General features: G+C 68.2%; 20 protein-coding genes. 11 read left to right on the top strand and 9 right to left on the bottom strand.

What is annotated here, in order from left to right:
* Nucleotides 1–157: 157 nt before the first annotated feature.
* A complete protein-coding gene (locus AB0H82_RS11030) occupies nt 158–370 on the top strand; it encodes a hypothetical protein (RefSeq protein WP_362991108.1) in 213 nt (70 codons plus the stop codon).
* Nucleotides 371–799: 429 nt separating this feature from the next.
* On the opposite strand, the gene AB0H82_RS11025 is transcribed toward AB0H82_RS11030, so the two are convergent.
* From AB0H82_RS11025 to AB0H82_RS10990, 8 genes are all read right to left on the bottom strand, one after another.
* Complete coding sequence (locus AB0H82_RS11025) at nt 800–958, bottom strand: hypothetical protein (protein WP_362991106.1); 159 nt, start codon at nt 956–958, stop codon at nt 800–802.
* Nucleotides 959–983: 25 nt separating this feature from the next.
* Complete coding sequence (locus AB0H82_RS11020) at nt 984–1,256, bottom strand: hypothetical protein (RefSeq protein ID WP_362991104.1); 273 nt, start codon at nt 1,254–1,256, stop codon at nt 984–986.
* A 21-nt stretch (nt 1,257–1,277) separates the two neighbouring features.
* A complete protein-coding gene (gene tgmC, locus AB0H82_RS11015) occupies nt 1,278–2,420 on the bottom strand; it encodes an ATP-grasp peptide maturase system methyltransferase (protein WP_362991102.1) in 1,143 nt (380 codons plus the stop codon).
* The gene (gene tgmB, locus AB0H82_RS11010) at nt 2,410–3,378 is read right to left on the bottom strand and encodes an ATP-grasp ribosomal peptide maturase (protein ID WP_362991100.1); all 969 of its coding nucleotides are present in this window, start codon (nt 3,376–3,378) and stop codon (nt 2,410–2,412) included. The genes tgmC and tgmB overlap by 11 nt, the downstream gene beginning before the upstream one ends.
* Nucleotides 3,378–3,587: a putative ATP-grasp-modified RiPP gene (locus AB0H82_RS11005; protein WP_362991098.1), complete on the bottom strand. Its 210-nt coding sequence runs from the start codon at nt 3,585–3,587 to the stop codon at nt 3,378–3,380. The genes tgmB and AB0H82_RS11005 overlap by 1 nt, the downstream gene beginning before the upstream one ends.
* A gap of 349 nt (nt 3,588–3,936) precedes the next feature.
* Nucleotides 3,937–4,131 (bottom strand): DUF397 domain-containing protein, encoded by a 195-nt coding sequence (locus tag AB0H82_RS11000; RefSeq protein WP_362991096.1) that lies wholly within the window; start codon nt 4,129–4,131, stop codon nt 3,937–3,939.
* 85 nt (nt 4,132–4,216) lie between these two features.
* A complete protein-coding gene (locus tag AB0H82_RS10995; protein ID WP_362991094.1) occupies nt 4,217–4,426 on the bottom strand; it encodes a DUF397 domain-containing protein in 210 nt (69 codons plus the stop codon).
* Nucleotides 4,427–4,455: 29 nt separating this feature from the next.
* Complete coding sequence (locus tag AB0H82_RS10990; RefSeq protein WP_362991092.1) at nt 4,456–5,385, bottom strand: helix-turn-helix transcriptional regulator; 930 nt, start codon at nt 5,383–5,385, stop codon at nt 4,456–4,458.
* Nucleotides 5,386–5,686: 301 nt separating this feature from the next.
* On the opposite strand from AB0H82_RS10990, the gene AB0H82_RS10985 reads away from it, so the two are divergent.
* The 9 genes from AB0H82_RS10985 (at nt 5,687) to AB0H82_RS10945 (ending at nt 11,715) form a co-directional block, all read left to right on the top strand.
* Nucleotides 5,687–6,181: an ATP-binding protein gene (locus AB0H82_RS10985; RefSeq protein WP_362991091.1), complete on the top strand. Its 495-nt coding sequence runs from the start codon at nt 5,687–5,689 to the stop codon at nt 6,179–6,181.
* Complete coding sequence (locus AB0H82_RS10980; RefSeq protein ID WP_362991160.1) at nt 6,181–6,591, top strand: DUF6415 family natural product biosynthesis protein; 411 nt, start codon at nt 6,181–6,183, stop codon at nt 6,589–6,591. The genes AB0H82_RS10985 and AB0H82_RS10980 overlap by 1 nt, the downstream gene beginning before the upstream one ends.
* Nucleotides 6,592–6,638: 47 nt before the next feature.
* Complete coding sequence (locus AB0H82_RS10975) at nt 6,639–7,073, top strand: DUF6302 family protein (RefSeq protein WP_362991089.1); 435 nt, start codon at nt 6,639–6,641, stop codon at nt 7,071–7,073.
* Between the two features lie 281 nt (nt 7,074–7,354).
* The gene (locus AB0H82_RS10970) at nt 7,355–7,924 is read left to right on the top strand and encodes a hypothetical protein (RefSeq protein WP_362991087.1); all 570 of its coding nucleotides are present in this window, start codon (nt 7,355–7,357) and stop codon (nt 7,922–7,924) included.
* 149 nt (nt 7,925–8,073) lie between these two features.
* Nucleotides 8,074–8,565 carry a LuxR C-terminal-related transcriptional regulator gene (locus AB0H82_RS10965; protein WP_362991085.1) on the top strand — a complete coding sequence of 164 codons (492 nt, stop codon included), beginning with the start codon at nt 8,074–8,076 and terminating at the stop codon, nt 8,563–8,565.
* Nucleotides 8,566–8,818: 253 nt separating this feature from the next.
* Nucleotides 8,819–9,019, top strand: coding sequence for a DUF5999 family protein (locus AB0H82_RS10960; RefSeq protein ID WP_362991083.1), 201 nt, complete (start codon nt 8,819–8,821; stop codon nt 9,017–9,019).
* Nucleotides 9,016–10,167, top strand: a complete 1,152-nt coding sequence (locus AB0H82_RS10955; RefSeq protein ID WP_362991081.1) for a hypothetical protein — start codon at nt 9,016–9,018, stop codon at nt 10,165–10,167. Before AB0H82_RS10960 ends, AB0H82_RS10955 begins: the two co-directional genes overlap by 4 nt.
* Nucleotides 10,168–10,177: 10 nt before the next feature.
* Complete coding sequence (locus AB0H82_RS10950) at nt 10,178–10,747, top strand: NUDIX domain-containing protein (RefSeq protein WP_362991079.1); 570 nt, start codon at nt 10,178–10,180, stop codon at nt 10,745–10,747.
* Nucleotides 10,748–10,827: 80 nt separating this feature from the next.
* Nucleotides 10,828–11,715, top strand: coding sequence for a TauD/TfdA family dioxygenase (locus AB0H82_RS10945; RefSeq protein ID WP_362991077.1), 888 nt, complete (start codon nt 10,828–10,830; stop codon nt 11,713–11,715).
* A 103-nt stretch (nt 11,716–11,818) separates the two neighbouring features.
* Here the strand turns inward: AB0H82_RS10945 and AB0H82_RS10940 are convergent, their stop codons facing one another.
* Nucleotides 11,819–12,592, bottom strand: coding sequence for a glycosyltransferase family 2 protein (locus AB0H82_RS10940; RefSeq protein WP_362991075.1), 774 nt, complete (start codon nt 12,590–12,592; stop codon nt 11,819–11,821).
* Nucleotides 12,593–12,655: 63 nt separating this feature from the next.
* Between AB0H82_RS10940 and AB0H82_RS10935 the strand changes: the two genes are divergently transcribed.
* Complete coding sequence (locus AB0H82_RS10935) at nt 12,656–13,912, top strand: nucleotide sugar dehydrogenase (RefSeq protein WP_362991072.1); 1,257 nt, start codon at nt 12,656–12,658, stop codon at nt 13,910–13,912.
* Nucleotides 13,913–13,928 lie beyond the last annotated feature (16 nt).

Below are 13,928 nucleotides of genomic sequence, written 5' to 3'. Positions count from 1 at the left end.
CGGCAGGGCAAAACATTCGGTGACCACCCGCCTGGGTGGATCAGTCATACCGAGGAAACGTCTCGCCAGGTCCTCGACCCTGTGGTATCCACAGGCACACCTGTTCCTGTGCGCCCTGCCCTACTGTGGCGCCCTCGACGGAGCACAAGGGGGCGTCATGCGCAGGGTGGAGCTGACGGACCAGGCCGATGCAGTGATGGAGGCGCTGCCGGACGACGTGCACGAGGAGGTGCTCGCCGTCATCGACGCCGTGGCCGACGCCCCGGACGCACGGGCAGGGCAGGCCGCGGTGTTCGGGGCGTCGAGCTGGGTCACGTTCTCTCTGGCAGGCGAAGTCGTCAGCGTACTCGATGTGGGCTGGACGGGCTGAGCAAGGCTGACCTGCGGTCCTGGGACCGGAAGCACCGCCCCGCTGGCTCGTGGACCGCCAGCACGGATTGCCCGGGGCGCGCGTGACACGGTCGTCCCGCCCCGCAGTGCCGCGAACTCCTTCTCGGTCACACGAAGGGTACGGCCACGGCCTGGCCGTCGCCGTACCTGAAGCTGTCAGGTCTTCGTGTGCACACGACGTTTGAGTCCTGGCGCGACTTGATCAACGACATCAAGTTGTTGCGCCTGGACTCGTTCCAGATCGCCGACCAGCTGCGGGCGCTGAAGGCGACCTAGGCCGCGCGGTCAGTGGTGGCCGTTGCCCTGGTCTTCCTCACGGTCGGCGGGCGCGTCCGCCACCCCGTCCTGGCATCCGGCTGAGCACGGGACCGTGCCCCCGTTCACCGTGATGGTGCCCTGCCCGCCGCAGTTACTGCACGCCGCCATCAGCTTGGCGCCGGGCGATGACCTGATGCATGCGCAGCGCGAGCCGCCGCTGCAACGCCTTGCGTTCGACGAGCTGGAGCAGCCGCGTGTACTGCCCGTCTCGCTGCAGAGCGGGGATCCATTTGCGGTCGACGACGCTCATGCAGATCCTCCCCTGAAGGATGGGGTCAGGCAGCAATCCCGGCGGCAGCCGCGAGTTCTCGTACGCCCGGCACCCACGGGTGCCTGCAGTGGGTCTCGGCGACGGTGTTCTTGATCGAGGGGCGGTCGCGGACCTCGCCCAGAGAGATGCGGGCCGCGGTAAGGAAGGAACGCGTGGCCTGCTCGGGCCTGCCCGCCATCCACTGCACGCGACCGAGGTCGGTGTGGATGCGGCACTGGCGCTCGGCTGTCGTGAACTGCCCGGCGTGCAGATCGCCGACCGGCTGCGAGCCATGCATCTGCCGAGGGGCTGAGCCCCGTCAGGCGGGCAGGCGCCATCGGGGGCCGTCCGGGGAACCTAGCCAGACCGTCTGCTCCAAAGCGGTGTCCGAGACCGTCATGCCGAACTCCGTCAGTGCGGGTGCCCCGGCCTCCTGCCAGGCTTCCAGCGCCGCTTCTACTTGGTCCCACAGGCGTAGGGGCCCGTGCTGGTGCACCGTGGTGCCGTTTCCGTCTGGTTCGGTCCATGCCTGGGATCCGGTGGCCACGTCCCGCAGGATCACGCCGGCGCTCGTGGTCATCAGCTCGGCGGAGGGTGCGGCGAGTTGGGCGACGAAGTGACCAGCCCATTCCTGGAGCAGAGCGGGGTCCACGCGTGCGGGGCGGGTGTTGCCGTCGTGCCGCAGGAGGCTCGGGTGCGGTGGGCGCTCGTGCGGGCGGGCGAGCATGTAGGAGATGGGGTCGGCGGTGAAGCGGCCGTGCGCCGCGCCGGTGTCGTCCAGGGTGAGGCGAATGAGTCCGGAGGCGAGCATCCACCCGCTGATGGTGGTGGTGATGGACCCGCCGTCGGCCAGTTGCCACAGCCAGGACCGGGGGATGAAGCGGACCGCGCAGGTGGCGATGACCGTGTCGTAGTCGGCCTGTTCCTGGTGTCCTTGCAGGCCGTCCCCGACTACCAGCGTGGGCGCGTACCCGGCCTCATTTAGGTGCGTGGCCGCGCGCGCGGCCACAGCGGTGTCGTACTCGATGCTCACGACCTGCTTCTCGCCGAGCCGGTGGCACAGGATGGCCGTGGAGTAGCCGGTGCCTGTGCCCACCTCCAACACCTTCTCGCCGCCTTGCAACCCAGCCACTTGCAGCGTGCGTACGACGAGGGAGGGAAGGGTCGCCGAGGAGGTGGGTGTGCCTGAGATGGGGCCCGTCGCGTCGGTCGCGTCCACGCCGTCGACCTGGGTCACCAATGTTCGGTCGGCGTACACCAGGCGCAGCCACTGCTGCTCGCTCACCTCCCTGCGGCGCACCGGCTCCCACCGGCTGCCTGCGGGCCGGTAGAGCGCGGTATCGAGGAACAGGTCACGGGGCACTGCCGCGACCGCGTCGCCCCATTGGGGGGCGAGCGTCGGGTTGCTGCTGCAGATCTCGGCGGCCAGGGCACGGCGCAAGGGGGCGGTGTCAACGGTCACGGTGTTCTCCCGCATGCTGAAGCTGGTCGGCGACGGCGCAGACGAGTTGACTGGTGATCGGTTCGGGGAACCACGCGAACTGCCCGTTCGGATTGCACTCGTACCACCATGCGCGGTCGGCCGCGTCCAGGCCGAAGTCGAACGCGCCGAAGACCAGCCCGAAGGCGTCCAGGTAGGCGCGGACCCCCTTGGCCAGCTCGGGCGGGGTGTCGATGAGCGTGTAGGTGAGGGCGTCGTAGTGACGGCGCCAGTCCGGTCCCGGCGCGCCGTCGATCCGCATGGTGAAGACCTTCTTGCCCACGGCCGTCACGCGCAGATCGGCTACCGATGGCACCCGGTGCTGGAACTGGTGCATGGTCTGGGCGATGCCCGCGGTGAGGTCTGCCGGGTCCACCTCGTCGACCCACACGGTCAGCGCCTGCCCCTGGGCATCGTGGTAGTCGGTGTTACGCAGCGGCTTGTACACGACGGGGCCGTGCTCGCGGGCGAAGTCGCGTGCTGCGGCCGGGTCGTTGGTGAGCAGGGTCGGGGGGACTTCGAACCCGCACTGGGCGGCCACGACCAGCTGGGCCGGTTTGTACTCGGCATCCCGGTTCCGCCATGGATGATTCACGTAGTGCGCGCCGGGCAGCGACGCCAGTAGGCCGCCCAGACCGAAGCGGGCCTCTGCGACGGACCAGCGAGCGTCCTGCTCCTCCAGGCCCGCCGGGGCGGCGTACGGTCGGGGCCGGCGCCAGTACACCGACCGTACCCGGTCCAGCTCCGCAACTCGTGTCGTCGTCCGCACATGCCCGCACAGCCCGGAGCCGTCCAAGCGTGCGTCGACGCCGATATTCTGCGGGAAGTCGGCCGGGTCGAGCCGCACGACCGGGACCCACCGCCGGTTCAGCTCCTCGATCACCACATCGGCCGTCGCGTCATCCGTCCGGGAGACCACCAGGACCGGCGCAGACGGCATCAATCGGTGTCCCCGTCCTGGTCAGAGCCCTGGTCAGGAGTGCCGTCCATGCTGGTCTTCGTGGTCGTCTCCTTCGACGTCTCGGACCGCTTGTGCCGGTCCAGCACAGGTATCTCCAGCCCGTCCGGCCCCAACCACAGCCCGGTCTGAGACTCCGGGTCCAGAACCACCTCGGCGGCCGGCAGCGCCGCCTCGGGGAACGGCCTCATTCGCGATACGCCCCACGGTGCCGCGGTATGCCCGCTCATCTCCACCCTCCCGGTGTCCGTTCTGGCGCCCAGTGTGTCGCCTCGAGAACCTGCACGGAAGGCGGCGTCAGCCCACGGCTGAGAACGTCTGGCCGGTGGCTGCACTGGCACATCACCGCGGCCTGCCGGATCGCCCGCGAGCGCGGACTGCTGTAGGAGGTTCTCGCACAGGCACTCGGGCTCTGGGCTGCCATGCGACGGGTTGTCGAGTGGGTACGCTTCGGCGATCAACGGGTACGGCTATACGCGAGCGGCCCGCATCCTCCTGTTATGGGCGGGGGGATGCGGGCCGCTCGCGATTGCTGGCAGGTCAGGCGCTGAGCTGCCCGTGCTTCACCGCGTCGACGAATAGGTTCCAGAAGACTGGAGGGAACACGAAGGCAGGACCGTGAGGGGCCTTGGAGTCGCGGACAGCCATTCCGCCGCCCATCCTCCCTGCCTCGACGCAGTGGCCGCCCTGATCGTTGCTGTAGCTCGACGCGAACCGGTCGACGCTCAGGTCCATGGCTCAGATGGGCACCAAGACTCCTAGCCTGCGGTGTGAAGCATGCATCAGAGACTGCTGGTCCCTTCCGAAGCCGGTGGGGACGCTACTTGTTGACGATGCCGAAGTCGACGTCGCCGGAGCACACGAGCCCGACGAACGAGCTCCATGCGGCAGCCGGTACGACGAGTGCTTGGCCGGTCTTGTTCTTCGAGTCGCGGATGCCGACCTGCCTGGTCAGTGCCGCGACCTCAACGCAGTTGCCGCCTGTGTCGTTGCTGTATGAGGACTTGATCCAGGCGGACTCTGGGGCCACATCAGGGGCCGTGATGTTGGTATTGATGGCTACTTCCACTCTCGTGCTAGTTGTTGCAGGAAACCGGCCGTTCGAGCCGGAGGCAAAGCGCTGTCGCGCATGGCGTCAAAGCGGCGAATGTTGCGCTGGACCTCGCGCCGCTCGTCGCTCACGCTGATCGTGTTGGGCATGTCGACCTGCACGACAGGGTCAAGGGCGTCAGAGAAGTCGAGGATCGTGAAGTTGCTTTCCGAGCGGTAGGTCACCACGTCGTTCGGCAGAATCTGGATGGTCACATTGTCCAGTTCGCCGAGCTTCACAATCTCGTCGTACTGATCACGCATCACTTCGGGACTCCCGACCATCCGCCGGACAGCCGTCTCGTCCATGATGACGCGCAGCTCGAGTGGGTCTTCCGAGCGGGTGATCAGTTCCTTCCGTTCAAGCCTCAGCCTGACGTTCTGCTCGATGTACTCGGTCGTCGTCTCGTCTACCGGCTTGGCGGTCTGGTAGAGCGCTGTCGCGTACTCCTTCGTCTGGAAGAGGCCATACACGAATGCAGGCTGCCAGGCCCGCATCGCCGTGGCGTCCATCTCCAAGCCACGGAACGTCGGCATCTTCGATGGCATATACGCCTTGTACGGCGTCCACGGCTCATTGCTCAGCGACTCCCGATGCAGCTGGAGCAGTGTCTCCCTGTCCTCTCGTGGAAGACCGGGTTCGAGGTAGTCGATGAGGGATTCCAGATCTTTCACGCGCGGTAGATCGTTCTCTCCGATCTCGACCCGCGCCAGCTTCGTGTGGGAGAAGCCGAGGGCCTTAGCCACTTCCTGCGCTGAGTCTCCCTTTTTCTCCCGTAGCTTCCGCAGCTCCTTGCCTAGTTCCCTGCGTCGGAACGTCGCCCCGCGCTTCGCTGCCACTCTGTAACCCTCTCCCCAGCGCTGTCGGTCGTCAACACGCCCCCTGTCGGTCGTCAACACGCACTGTGCTTGGTGTTGTTACGGGCCGTGTCCCTGAGTCTGTCACCCCCTGTCCCCTGTTGAACAAGCCCTTGCCTGTGTTTTGGCATGTGCCAATTTCAGTGCTCTAGCCATGGCTCTTGCATAGTAAATCGCACATGCAGCACGGTAGTTGAGCGAGCTGATCACGAGGGGCCATTCCTCGCAGCTCCTGGGGACTGTGCTCCCAACACCATGTCCGCGCCCTGGCCGGCCAGCCTGAGCAAGCTCGGTTCAGGACGTACCAGACCTCACCCCACTCCCGGACGAGCCGAGGCCAGCGATGAGCCAGAGCGTCACCCCCTACCCGGCCACCACAAACGAACGCATCGACGACTACCTCCCGTTCGCCCCTGAGAGCGTGCTCGACGACCTGGATTGCCTGGTTGAGGTCGGCCCGCGGCCCTCAGGCAGCTCTGTACCGCGACACACCGCGGAGTGGGTCGGGCGCTTTCGCCGGATCGGCGCGGCCAAGCTGCGGCACCACGGCCTGGAAGCGCTCATCGACGACATGATGGTCTTGGCCAGCGAGTTGCTCACCAACGGGCTGCTGTACGGGAACGGCGTCCTCGGCTTCCGCCTGCTCATCACTGCCGACGCAATCGGAATCGTCGTCTTTGATGGCTCGATCAACACGCCGCAGGTACGCGGCGCCTCCGTGACTGAAGAGAACGGTCGCGGCATGTTCATCGTCGACACCCTCGCGACCGACTGGGGCGTGAGCCCCGACGGCATGGCGACGTGGTGCACCCTCGCGATCCCGGCGAGGCAGTCGTGATGGGCACCCCAAGAGCTGTCGCACGGTGGGCTCCACCTCTCGACGCCGACACCCTGGCGGACGTCCTGGCGAAGGTGCAGGGGTGGCACCCCCTGCCGATAGCGGACTTCTTCGCTGATCTGGACCTTGCGCTGGAGAGCCCGGAGCCCCCGCCGGCCCCTGAGTTATCCGCGCTCATCGACCGCTTGCGCGCTCACCTCAAGCAACTCAGCGGCATCGCGGCGGTAGCTGACCCGCACTTCCCGCCCTCCGACGAGCTGAAGAGCCTCATCGAGCGAAGCGCGTCTCTGTACGAGGAGGAGACGCCCCAGAACTACCAGGCGGCCCTTGGACTGGCCCGGCGCATGGGCTCTACGGTCCACGACCTGCTGGACGAGCAGAAGATCGCGACCCTCCGGGACGTCGAATGATGCATTACCCCACGACCTGCAAGCACCCGTCTGCGGCCGTTGTCCTGATGCCTCCGCGGGAGGCGTACGACTTCGAGTATTACGCGCAGCGGATCGCCGAGCCGGAGCTGCCGGAGGGGAGCTGGGCGGTGCGCATGATGCGCATGCCGCTGCTCGCGGTCCGAGTCGGAGGCACCCGCCGCGGCGGGTATCACCCCGTGCCCTGTCCCTGCTTCGCGCTGGCAGTCCGAGACGTGTTGCAGGGCCGGCCCGGCTACCCGCACCTGCGGATGCGGTGGTCGATGGGCCCGGAGGAGGGATATGTCGTCGAGTGGGGCGAGAGGCCGCCGATGCTCTGGCCTGATGCCGACGATGCCGCCGTGGGGCGCTTTTACGGCTACAGCGAAGCCGCCATCGACCAGTACACGGCCTGCCGCAGCCAGGTAGTGACCGTTCCCCCGGCCTCCTGCTCGGTGTTCTCGCCCCAGCAGCCCCCCATCTGAGCACTTCGAGAGGAAGAGCCCACGTGTCTGTGCACAAGCCTCCCAGCGTCGACGCGGTCGACCAAGCTGCACACCGTCCCCGGGGACTACGGCAGCGGCTGCGCTTCGCTGTGCGAGGGCCCAAGGGTTCTCAGCAACTGCGGCATCCTGCTCCCCGTCGGAACACGGGCAGTCCCGCACTGGTCCTCGCGCCTGGGCGAAGCCGTGGCGGGAGCGCGCAGCGGGGCGCGATCCCCTACATCACGGCTCGCGAGGGCGAGACGGACCAGTCCTTCCTCGCCTTGCGCGCTTCCCTCACCAGCGCCGGGGGAAGCCGCATCAGCTACGCGGACGAGAGGCCCGGGGACCGAGACGCACAGGGTGCCCTGTGGGCACGGTTCTCGCAGTCCCTCGACGAGCACGGGGAGCCGACTGGTGCCCCGCTGTGGGGATTGATCAACCCTGTCCGGCTGCGCGAGACGATGTCGAAGCTGTTGTGCCAGTTCTGTCGCGAGCCCGCCCGTACGCCCCACGGATTTCTGTTTCTGCGCAGCATCGAAGAGGGTCTGCCCGAGCCCAGCACCGCGGTCCGCACCGCTCAGCCGCCGTTCTGCCTCACGCACGCACGCATGGCCGCGAAAAGGTGCCCCCACCTCGTCGAGCACGGGTACGCCGCGCTGCTGGCGCAGAGCGCACCGCGGTATGGCGTCATCGGCACGCCGCACCGCTATACCGCCGATCGCAGCATCCAGGTCCTGGCGAGCGACGGCGTCCCGGTGCCCTACGGCGCCGCCGCTATGGACTGGCTCGTTGGGGCCCAACTGGTCCGCACGCTGCGGGCGTTCACCGTCGTCGACCTGGCTGACCTGTAACCGCCCGAGCCCTCAGACAGCCGCTCGGCTGGCCGGAGAGCACGTGCCCGGCCCGTCGAACGGCGCGACCCCCGGCATCGGACCGCTTTCTGCCGGCCAGCGGCCCGATGCCGGGCCCCGACCCCGCTTCCACGACGAGAGAGGTGACCATGACCATCACCAGGACACCCCCCACCCTCACGGCCCGTGAAATCGAGGTGATGCGACTGCTTGCAGAAGGGGCGCGCGAGGGCGAGATCGGCAGCCGCCTCCTCATCCGGGCCTGCACCGTCAAGAGCTACACGCGACTGGTGCGACAGAAGCTGGGGACGGCCGGAGCCGCCCACAGCGTCGACGTCTGCTACGAGCTCAGGCTCATCGCCCTGCCTGCCCGCGAGCCCCACGAGATCGAGCTGCCGCCCGAACAGCAACAGCTGATCCCGCTGATCGCGCGAAGTCTGAACGGAGTTCAGATGGCCGCCGAAACCGGCAGGCCTCTCGTGGACGTGCGCCGCGATGCCAACGCCCTGGAGGAAGCCCTGGAAGCGAGGAGTTGGGCGCACCTGGTCACCCGTGCCCGGCAGTACGGCCTCCCCACCCGAAGCGTCGACACCGACGGCCAAGAAGCGGCCTCCAGCCTGGCCCTTGCCAAGCGGACGTAGCCCCCAGACTGGGCTTCCTCCTCTGGTCTCAGTGCCCACCGTGCCCCCGTGCGGAAAGGGCCTGAGACCACCGCGGGAGGAGGAAGCGGCACTCCCGCCCATGTTCAGCGGGAGATGCCCCGGCCGCCCGCCCGCGGCGGCCGGCCACCCCCGATCGACCTCCCTCGCCACCGGCAAACCGCCCCGGCAGACAGCTGGTGGTGATGCGTGTGCACGTCCCACATCCGACCCACTGCCCAGATAGGCCACTACGATGTGCCAGCACAAGCCGCCGTGCCCGACAGCCGACTCCCCCGACCGGGAGGCCGCGCTCATAGAGGCGAGTCACCCGGAGCAAGGCTGGAGCCGGTTGTGCAACGGCGTTCTGCTCTTCGAGGACACCGGCGAACTGCTGCCGGACGGTCAGATCATCGCCCCGCACCGGCCCGCGACCGCCGCGATGGTGAGCACGTGACGCACCCGCCCACCCCCCGAACGGCGCCCGGCACCCTGCACGGCTCCGCCGCACGGCGGGCCCTACGCCACGCCGCCGGACTGCTGCTGCTCGCATCCCTGCCCTCGGCGATCGACGCGATGGTGCAGCTCGGCCACCTGTACGGCGTGACCTGGCCGCAGCGCACCGTCCACTACCTCAACGTGATCAATTGCGCAGTGGCTGTCGCGCTCTTCTTCTGGCTGGCCTGGACGGTGATAGGCCGCACCACGCTGGATCGGGTCACCTGGCGATGGCGCCTGGTGCAGCGCGGCGTTGCAGTGCTGTGCGGTACGGCGAACCTCTACGTCGCCGCTCCGGGGCACGGCTTCGGCAGCTTCGACGGGGCCATTCTCGGCATCACACTCGCCTGGCTCGCGCTGGAGGTCTGCCGCTCGCACGGCATTGTCCTGGAGCGAGCATCGGGTGAGACAGATCCGCGGCGCCGGCGGGCGCTGACCTGGGACCTCTCCGAGCGCGCCTTCGGCGTCTGTTTCCTCGGATCGCTCGCGGCCTCGCTGCTGATGTGGCCGTTGCGGCTTCTGGGGCCGGAGACGCTGCCTGTCATGGGCGATCAGCTCACTACCCTTGGCATCAGCAGCATCGGAGATGTCCTCGCCGGCGTCATTCTCGCGGCGGCCCTGGAGGACGTGGTCATCGTGGCCGCCACCGCCGCTTTGATGACGGCCTCGAACCGACCCCTGTGGCAGATCTACACCACCATCGGCCTGGTCGAGATCGCCGTCCACGCCTACTTCGGGCTGCCCGCCATCGGCATGCTCGCCTTCGCCATGGGACGCATCAAGCTCTTCCTGCTCTACGGCCGGGTGCTCCCGCTGATCTTCGGACACGTTGCTTTCGACCTGACCGGGATCCTCAGCATGTCGCTTCCGCGGCTCTACAGCTACGTGGTGGTCGTTCTACTGCTGCTCGTACTGCTCCAGATCGGTAAGCGGGTGAAGGCGCCAGCGTTTCCCGATGCTTCTTCTGCAGTGCTCTCCCCCGCGATCCGGGAGCTCATCCTGCACAAGCCGCCCCGGGACACTCCTGTGGCCTGCGCGGGCAGTCAGAGCGACGCCGCCTCCGCCTCGGACGGGCCCCCCGCCGAGACCGCGGATAAGACCACTTGACCACCGACTGGTGAAGGGACCGATTCCTGTGCACGAGGACACCGACTACGCCGCCCCGGGGCACCGCCGCATCGGCGGCCAGCTCCTCATCCGCAATGACGCCGGGCACGTCCTGCTCGTACGGCCCTCCTACAAGCCCGGGTGGATCATGCCCGGCGGAGACGCTCTGCCCGATGAGGGGGCCGCGGCCGCGGCCTGTCGCGAAGCCCGCCAGGATACCAGCCTGACCATCAAGGTGCAGCGCCTCCTGCTCGTCGACCGCATTCCGGCCAACCCCGAGGGAGCGGTCGAGGGCTACAACTTCGTCTTCGACGGCGGCGTACTGGCCGCTGACGCCATCAGCGAGATCACCCTCCCCACGGCCAGACCGGAGCGGCAGCCCGAACTGCTCGACTTCAAGTTCGTCCATCCCGACGACCTCGTCGGCCACTGCAAGCCGTACCACGGGCGGCGTGTCACAGCGGCCCTCGCGGTGCTGACGAACGCGCTCGCACCTCAGTACCTGGAATTCGGGCGCCCGGTCAGTGACCTCGAAGAGGAGCACGGGAAGCGCGCCACCACGGAGCTCCAGAAGCCGTAGGACGCCGGCACTTCGATCGGTCCGTCCTCTCGCCGAGCTCGGACCGATCTCCAAGACCCTCAAGAGACAGGAAGCCGCACGTGTTCATCGACATCCCAAGTGAACTCGAAGCCGCTCTGATCGACTGCCCTCTCCCGATGCGGGAACTGGACGGCCCGTTCCTGGCGAAGTCCACCATCGAGCGGTACCGGACCGAGCTGACGGCCGCCCCGAGCTTCACGGAGACAGCCACGACGCTGCGCCACGCGCTGACCGGAGAGGGCGGCGGATACGCCGTGCTGCGCCTGGGGAACCTCGCCAAGGCGCTGAGGGCCGACGACAGCCGGTTCCTGCGGCTGGCGACGGGCTTCGCGGCCCAAGTGGCGGTCCCCTTCTCGCCCTTCCCGCGGTGGATCCTGTGGAAGGACATCGGGGTCAAGGTCGACAAGGACCCCGGCAAGTCCAGCGGCATCGGGTACAACGCGTTCCACATGGACCTGGTGAACGCGACCCGGCCCCCGGACTACACCACGCTCCTGTGCGTTCGCCCCGACCCGCTCGGCGGCGGCCGCAGCATCCTCTCCGACGCCCACGCGGCAGCGGCGCGGTTGCCGCAGGAGTGCCGCGCCCTGCTGGCCGAGTCGGCCTACCACTACGGCGTGTTCTTCGACCTGTTCGGCGTGGGCGAGGAGTACTCGCCGTTTCCGGTCCTGGACGGCTCGGACCTGGAGGGTTTCGTCCGGTTCACCGGCAAGATGCTGCAGAGGTCCCAGCTCGGCCAGGCGCACGCCGACGCCGCCAGCCAGCTCGCCGAAGAGCTGGTCCGGGGGCAGGTCTCCTTCATGCTCCAGCCCGGGGACTACCTCATCGTGGACCAGCGCCGCTTCCTCCACGGTCGGGAGGCGCTGCACAGCGGTCAGGAGACCGTCCCGGTCGCCGACCGGCGACTGCTCCTCCAGTTATTCCTACGCGCACCGGCCGCCGTGTAGCCGACCGACGGCACCGGTGCCCCGTCGAGTCCCGCCCCACGGCCAGCCGCCGAGCACGCGGCACGGCCAGGGGGCGGGGCCCGGCCGGGCAGCTCCCCGGGGCCTAGATGCGCGAGTTGCGCAGCGACTGCCACGCAGCGCCGGCCAGCGCGCGCGTCGCCCGCGGGACCGACAGATGCTCGTGGCCGCGGTACAGCTCCCAGTTGTACTTGACCAACGACAGCTTGTTGGAGCTGAGCGATCCCGCCTGATGGGCCCGGTACACGGCCAGCGGCTCGGCCAGGCCCCGGGCGTCAGCGCCGTCCCGCATAATCGACAGCCAGAGGGCGTAGTCCTGGCGCTTACGCATCTCCGGCATCAGCCTCGTGCCCAGAACCTTGCGGTCGTACATGGCCGTCAAGGCACCGATGTAGTCCCGGCGCAGCATCGCGCGGTAGTCCACGTGCGCGACCGCCCGGATCACCCGCCCGTTCGGAACCCAGTCGGTGCTCTCGCCGGAGTAGTCGGCGTCCATCTTGAAGTACGAGGTGAACGTCAGCGGCGCATCGCCTTCAGCGGCGAAGGCGAGCTGCTGCTCAGTCTTCTCCGGAAGCCACATGTCGTCGCTGTCGAGAAAGGCGATGTAGTCCCCGCGGGCCCGCTCGATCGCGAGATTGCGGGCCCGGCCGGCGCCGCCCCGCTCGGGTGCCGACTGAGGCAGGACGCGCTCGTCCTGCTCGGCGATCTCGCGGAGCAGATCCATGGAGCCATCACAGGACTGGTCGTCGGTGATCAGCAGCTCCAGGTCGCTGTGGGTCTGCGTGAGCACCGACCGGACGGCTGCGCCCAACGTCGTTGCCGAGTTGTACACGGGCATCACGACAGACACCAGGGGCACGGCTTCTCCTTGCCAGACGGGGATGACGGTCCATTCAAGCACCGCGATCGAGCAGGAGTTGTCATGGAGATAGTTGTCGCTGGTCAGGGCTACGTAGGGCTTCCACTGGCCGTACGCGCCGCAGAGGTGGGCCACAGTGTCGTCGGCTATGACGTGGACCCGCGCCGCGTCCAGCAGCTCGCCGCCGGCCACTCCTACGTCGAAGACGTGACCTCCGCGCGGCTCCGCGCGGTGCAGGACACCGGGGCCTACTTCGCGACCTCCGCCGCTGCCGCGCTGGCCGGTTTCGACATCGCGGTGATCACCGTGCCCACCCCGCTGCGGGACGGCGTGCCCGACCTGACCTACATCGAGACCTGCGCCCGGACCCTGGGCGAACACCTGCGCCCCGGCGCGACCGTGATCCTGGAGTCCACGACCTACCCCGGCTGCACCGAGGAACTGCTGCTGCCGATCCTGGAGAAGACGTCGGGCCTGCGCGCCGGGGAGGACTTCCTGGCCGGGTTCAGTCCCGAGCGCATCGCTCCGGGGAACAAGAGGTGGTCGTTCGACGGGACGCCGAAGGTGGTGTCCGGGATCAACGCCATGTCCCTCGATGTGATCAAGAGCTTCTACGACGGCATCTTCCAGACCACGGTCCCGGTGTCCGGGCCCGCGGTCGCCGAGCTGGCGAAGCTGCTGGAGAACACCTTCCGGTTCGTCAACATCTCCATGATCAACGAGCTGGCGACGCTGACCGATCGCCTCGGAGTGAACCTCTGGGAGGCGATCGACGCGGCCGCAACCAAACCCTTCGGCTTCACACGGTTCACCCCGGGGCCAGGCGTCGGCGGGCACTGCCTGCCCGTCGATCCGCTGTTCCTCTCGTGGAAGGTCGAGCAGGAGCTGGGCACTGCCTTCCGGTTCGTAGAGCTCGCCGACGACGTGAACCGCCACATGCCCGACTACGTCGTCCAGCGTGTCGTGGATGCACTCGACCGGCGCGGCATGGCCATCGCCGGAGCCCGGATCCTGCTGCTCGGCCTGACCTACAAGTACAACGCCACCGACCTGCGCAATTCCCCTTCAGCGCGGGTCGCCGAACTTCTCCTCGGCCTCGGCGCCGAGGTCCGCGGCGCCGACCCCAACATCCCGGACGGCGCCGACGCCGAGCTGACCGTACGGCGGGTGGACGCGACCTCGCAGGAGGTCGCGGCCTCCGACGCCGTGGTGCTCCTCATGGACCACACCCGATTCGACCTCGCGATGATCCAGGAAAACGCGCCGTACGTGCTCGACTGCCGCAACCGCATGTCCGGAGCGAACGTCGAGGTCCTCTAACTTCCCGCGACCCGAC

Origin of the sequence: Streptomyces sp. NPDC050732 (genome assembly GCF_040654255.1) — a bacterium.
In the GTDB taxonomy this organism is placed as follows: domain Bacteria; phylum Actinomycetota; class Actinomycetes; order Streptomycetales; family Streptomycetaceae; genus Streptomyces.
The sequence above is the reverse complement of the archived record's forward strand: the minus strand, read 5'-3'. Positions and strand labels throughout refer to the sequence as shown.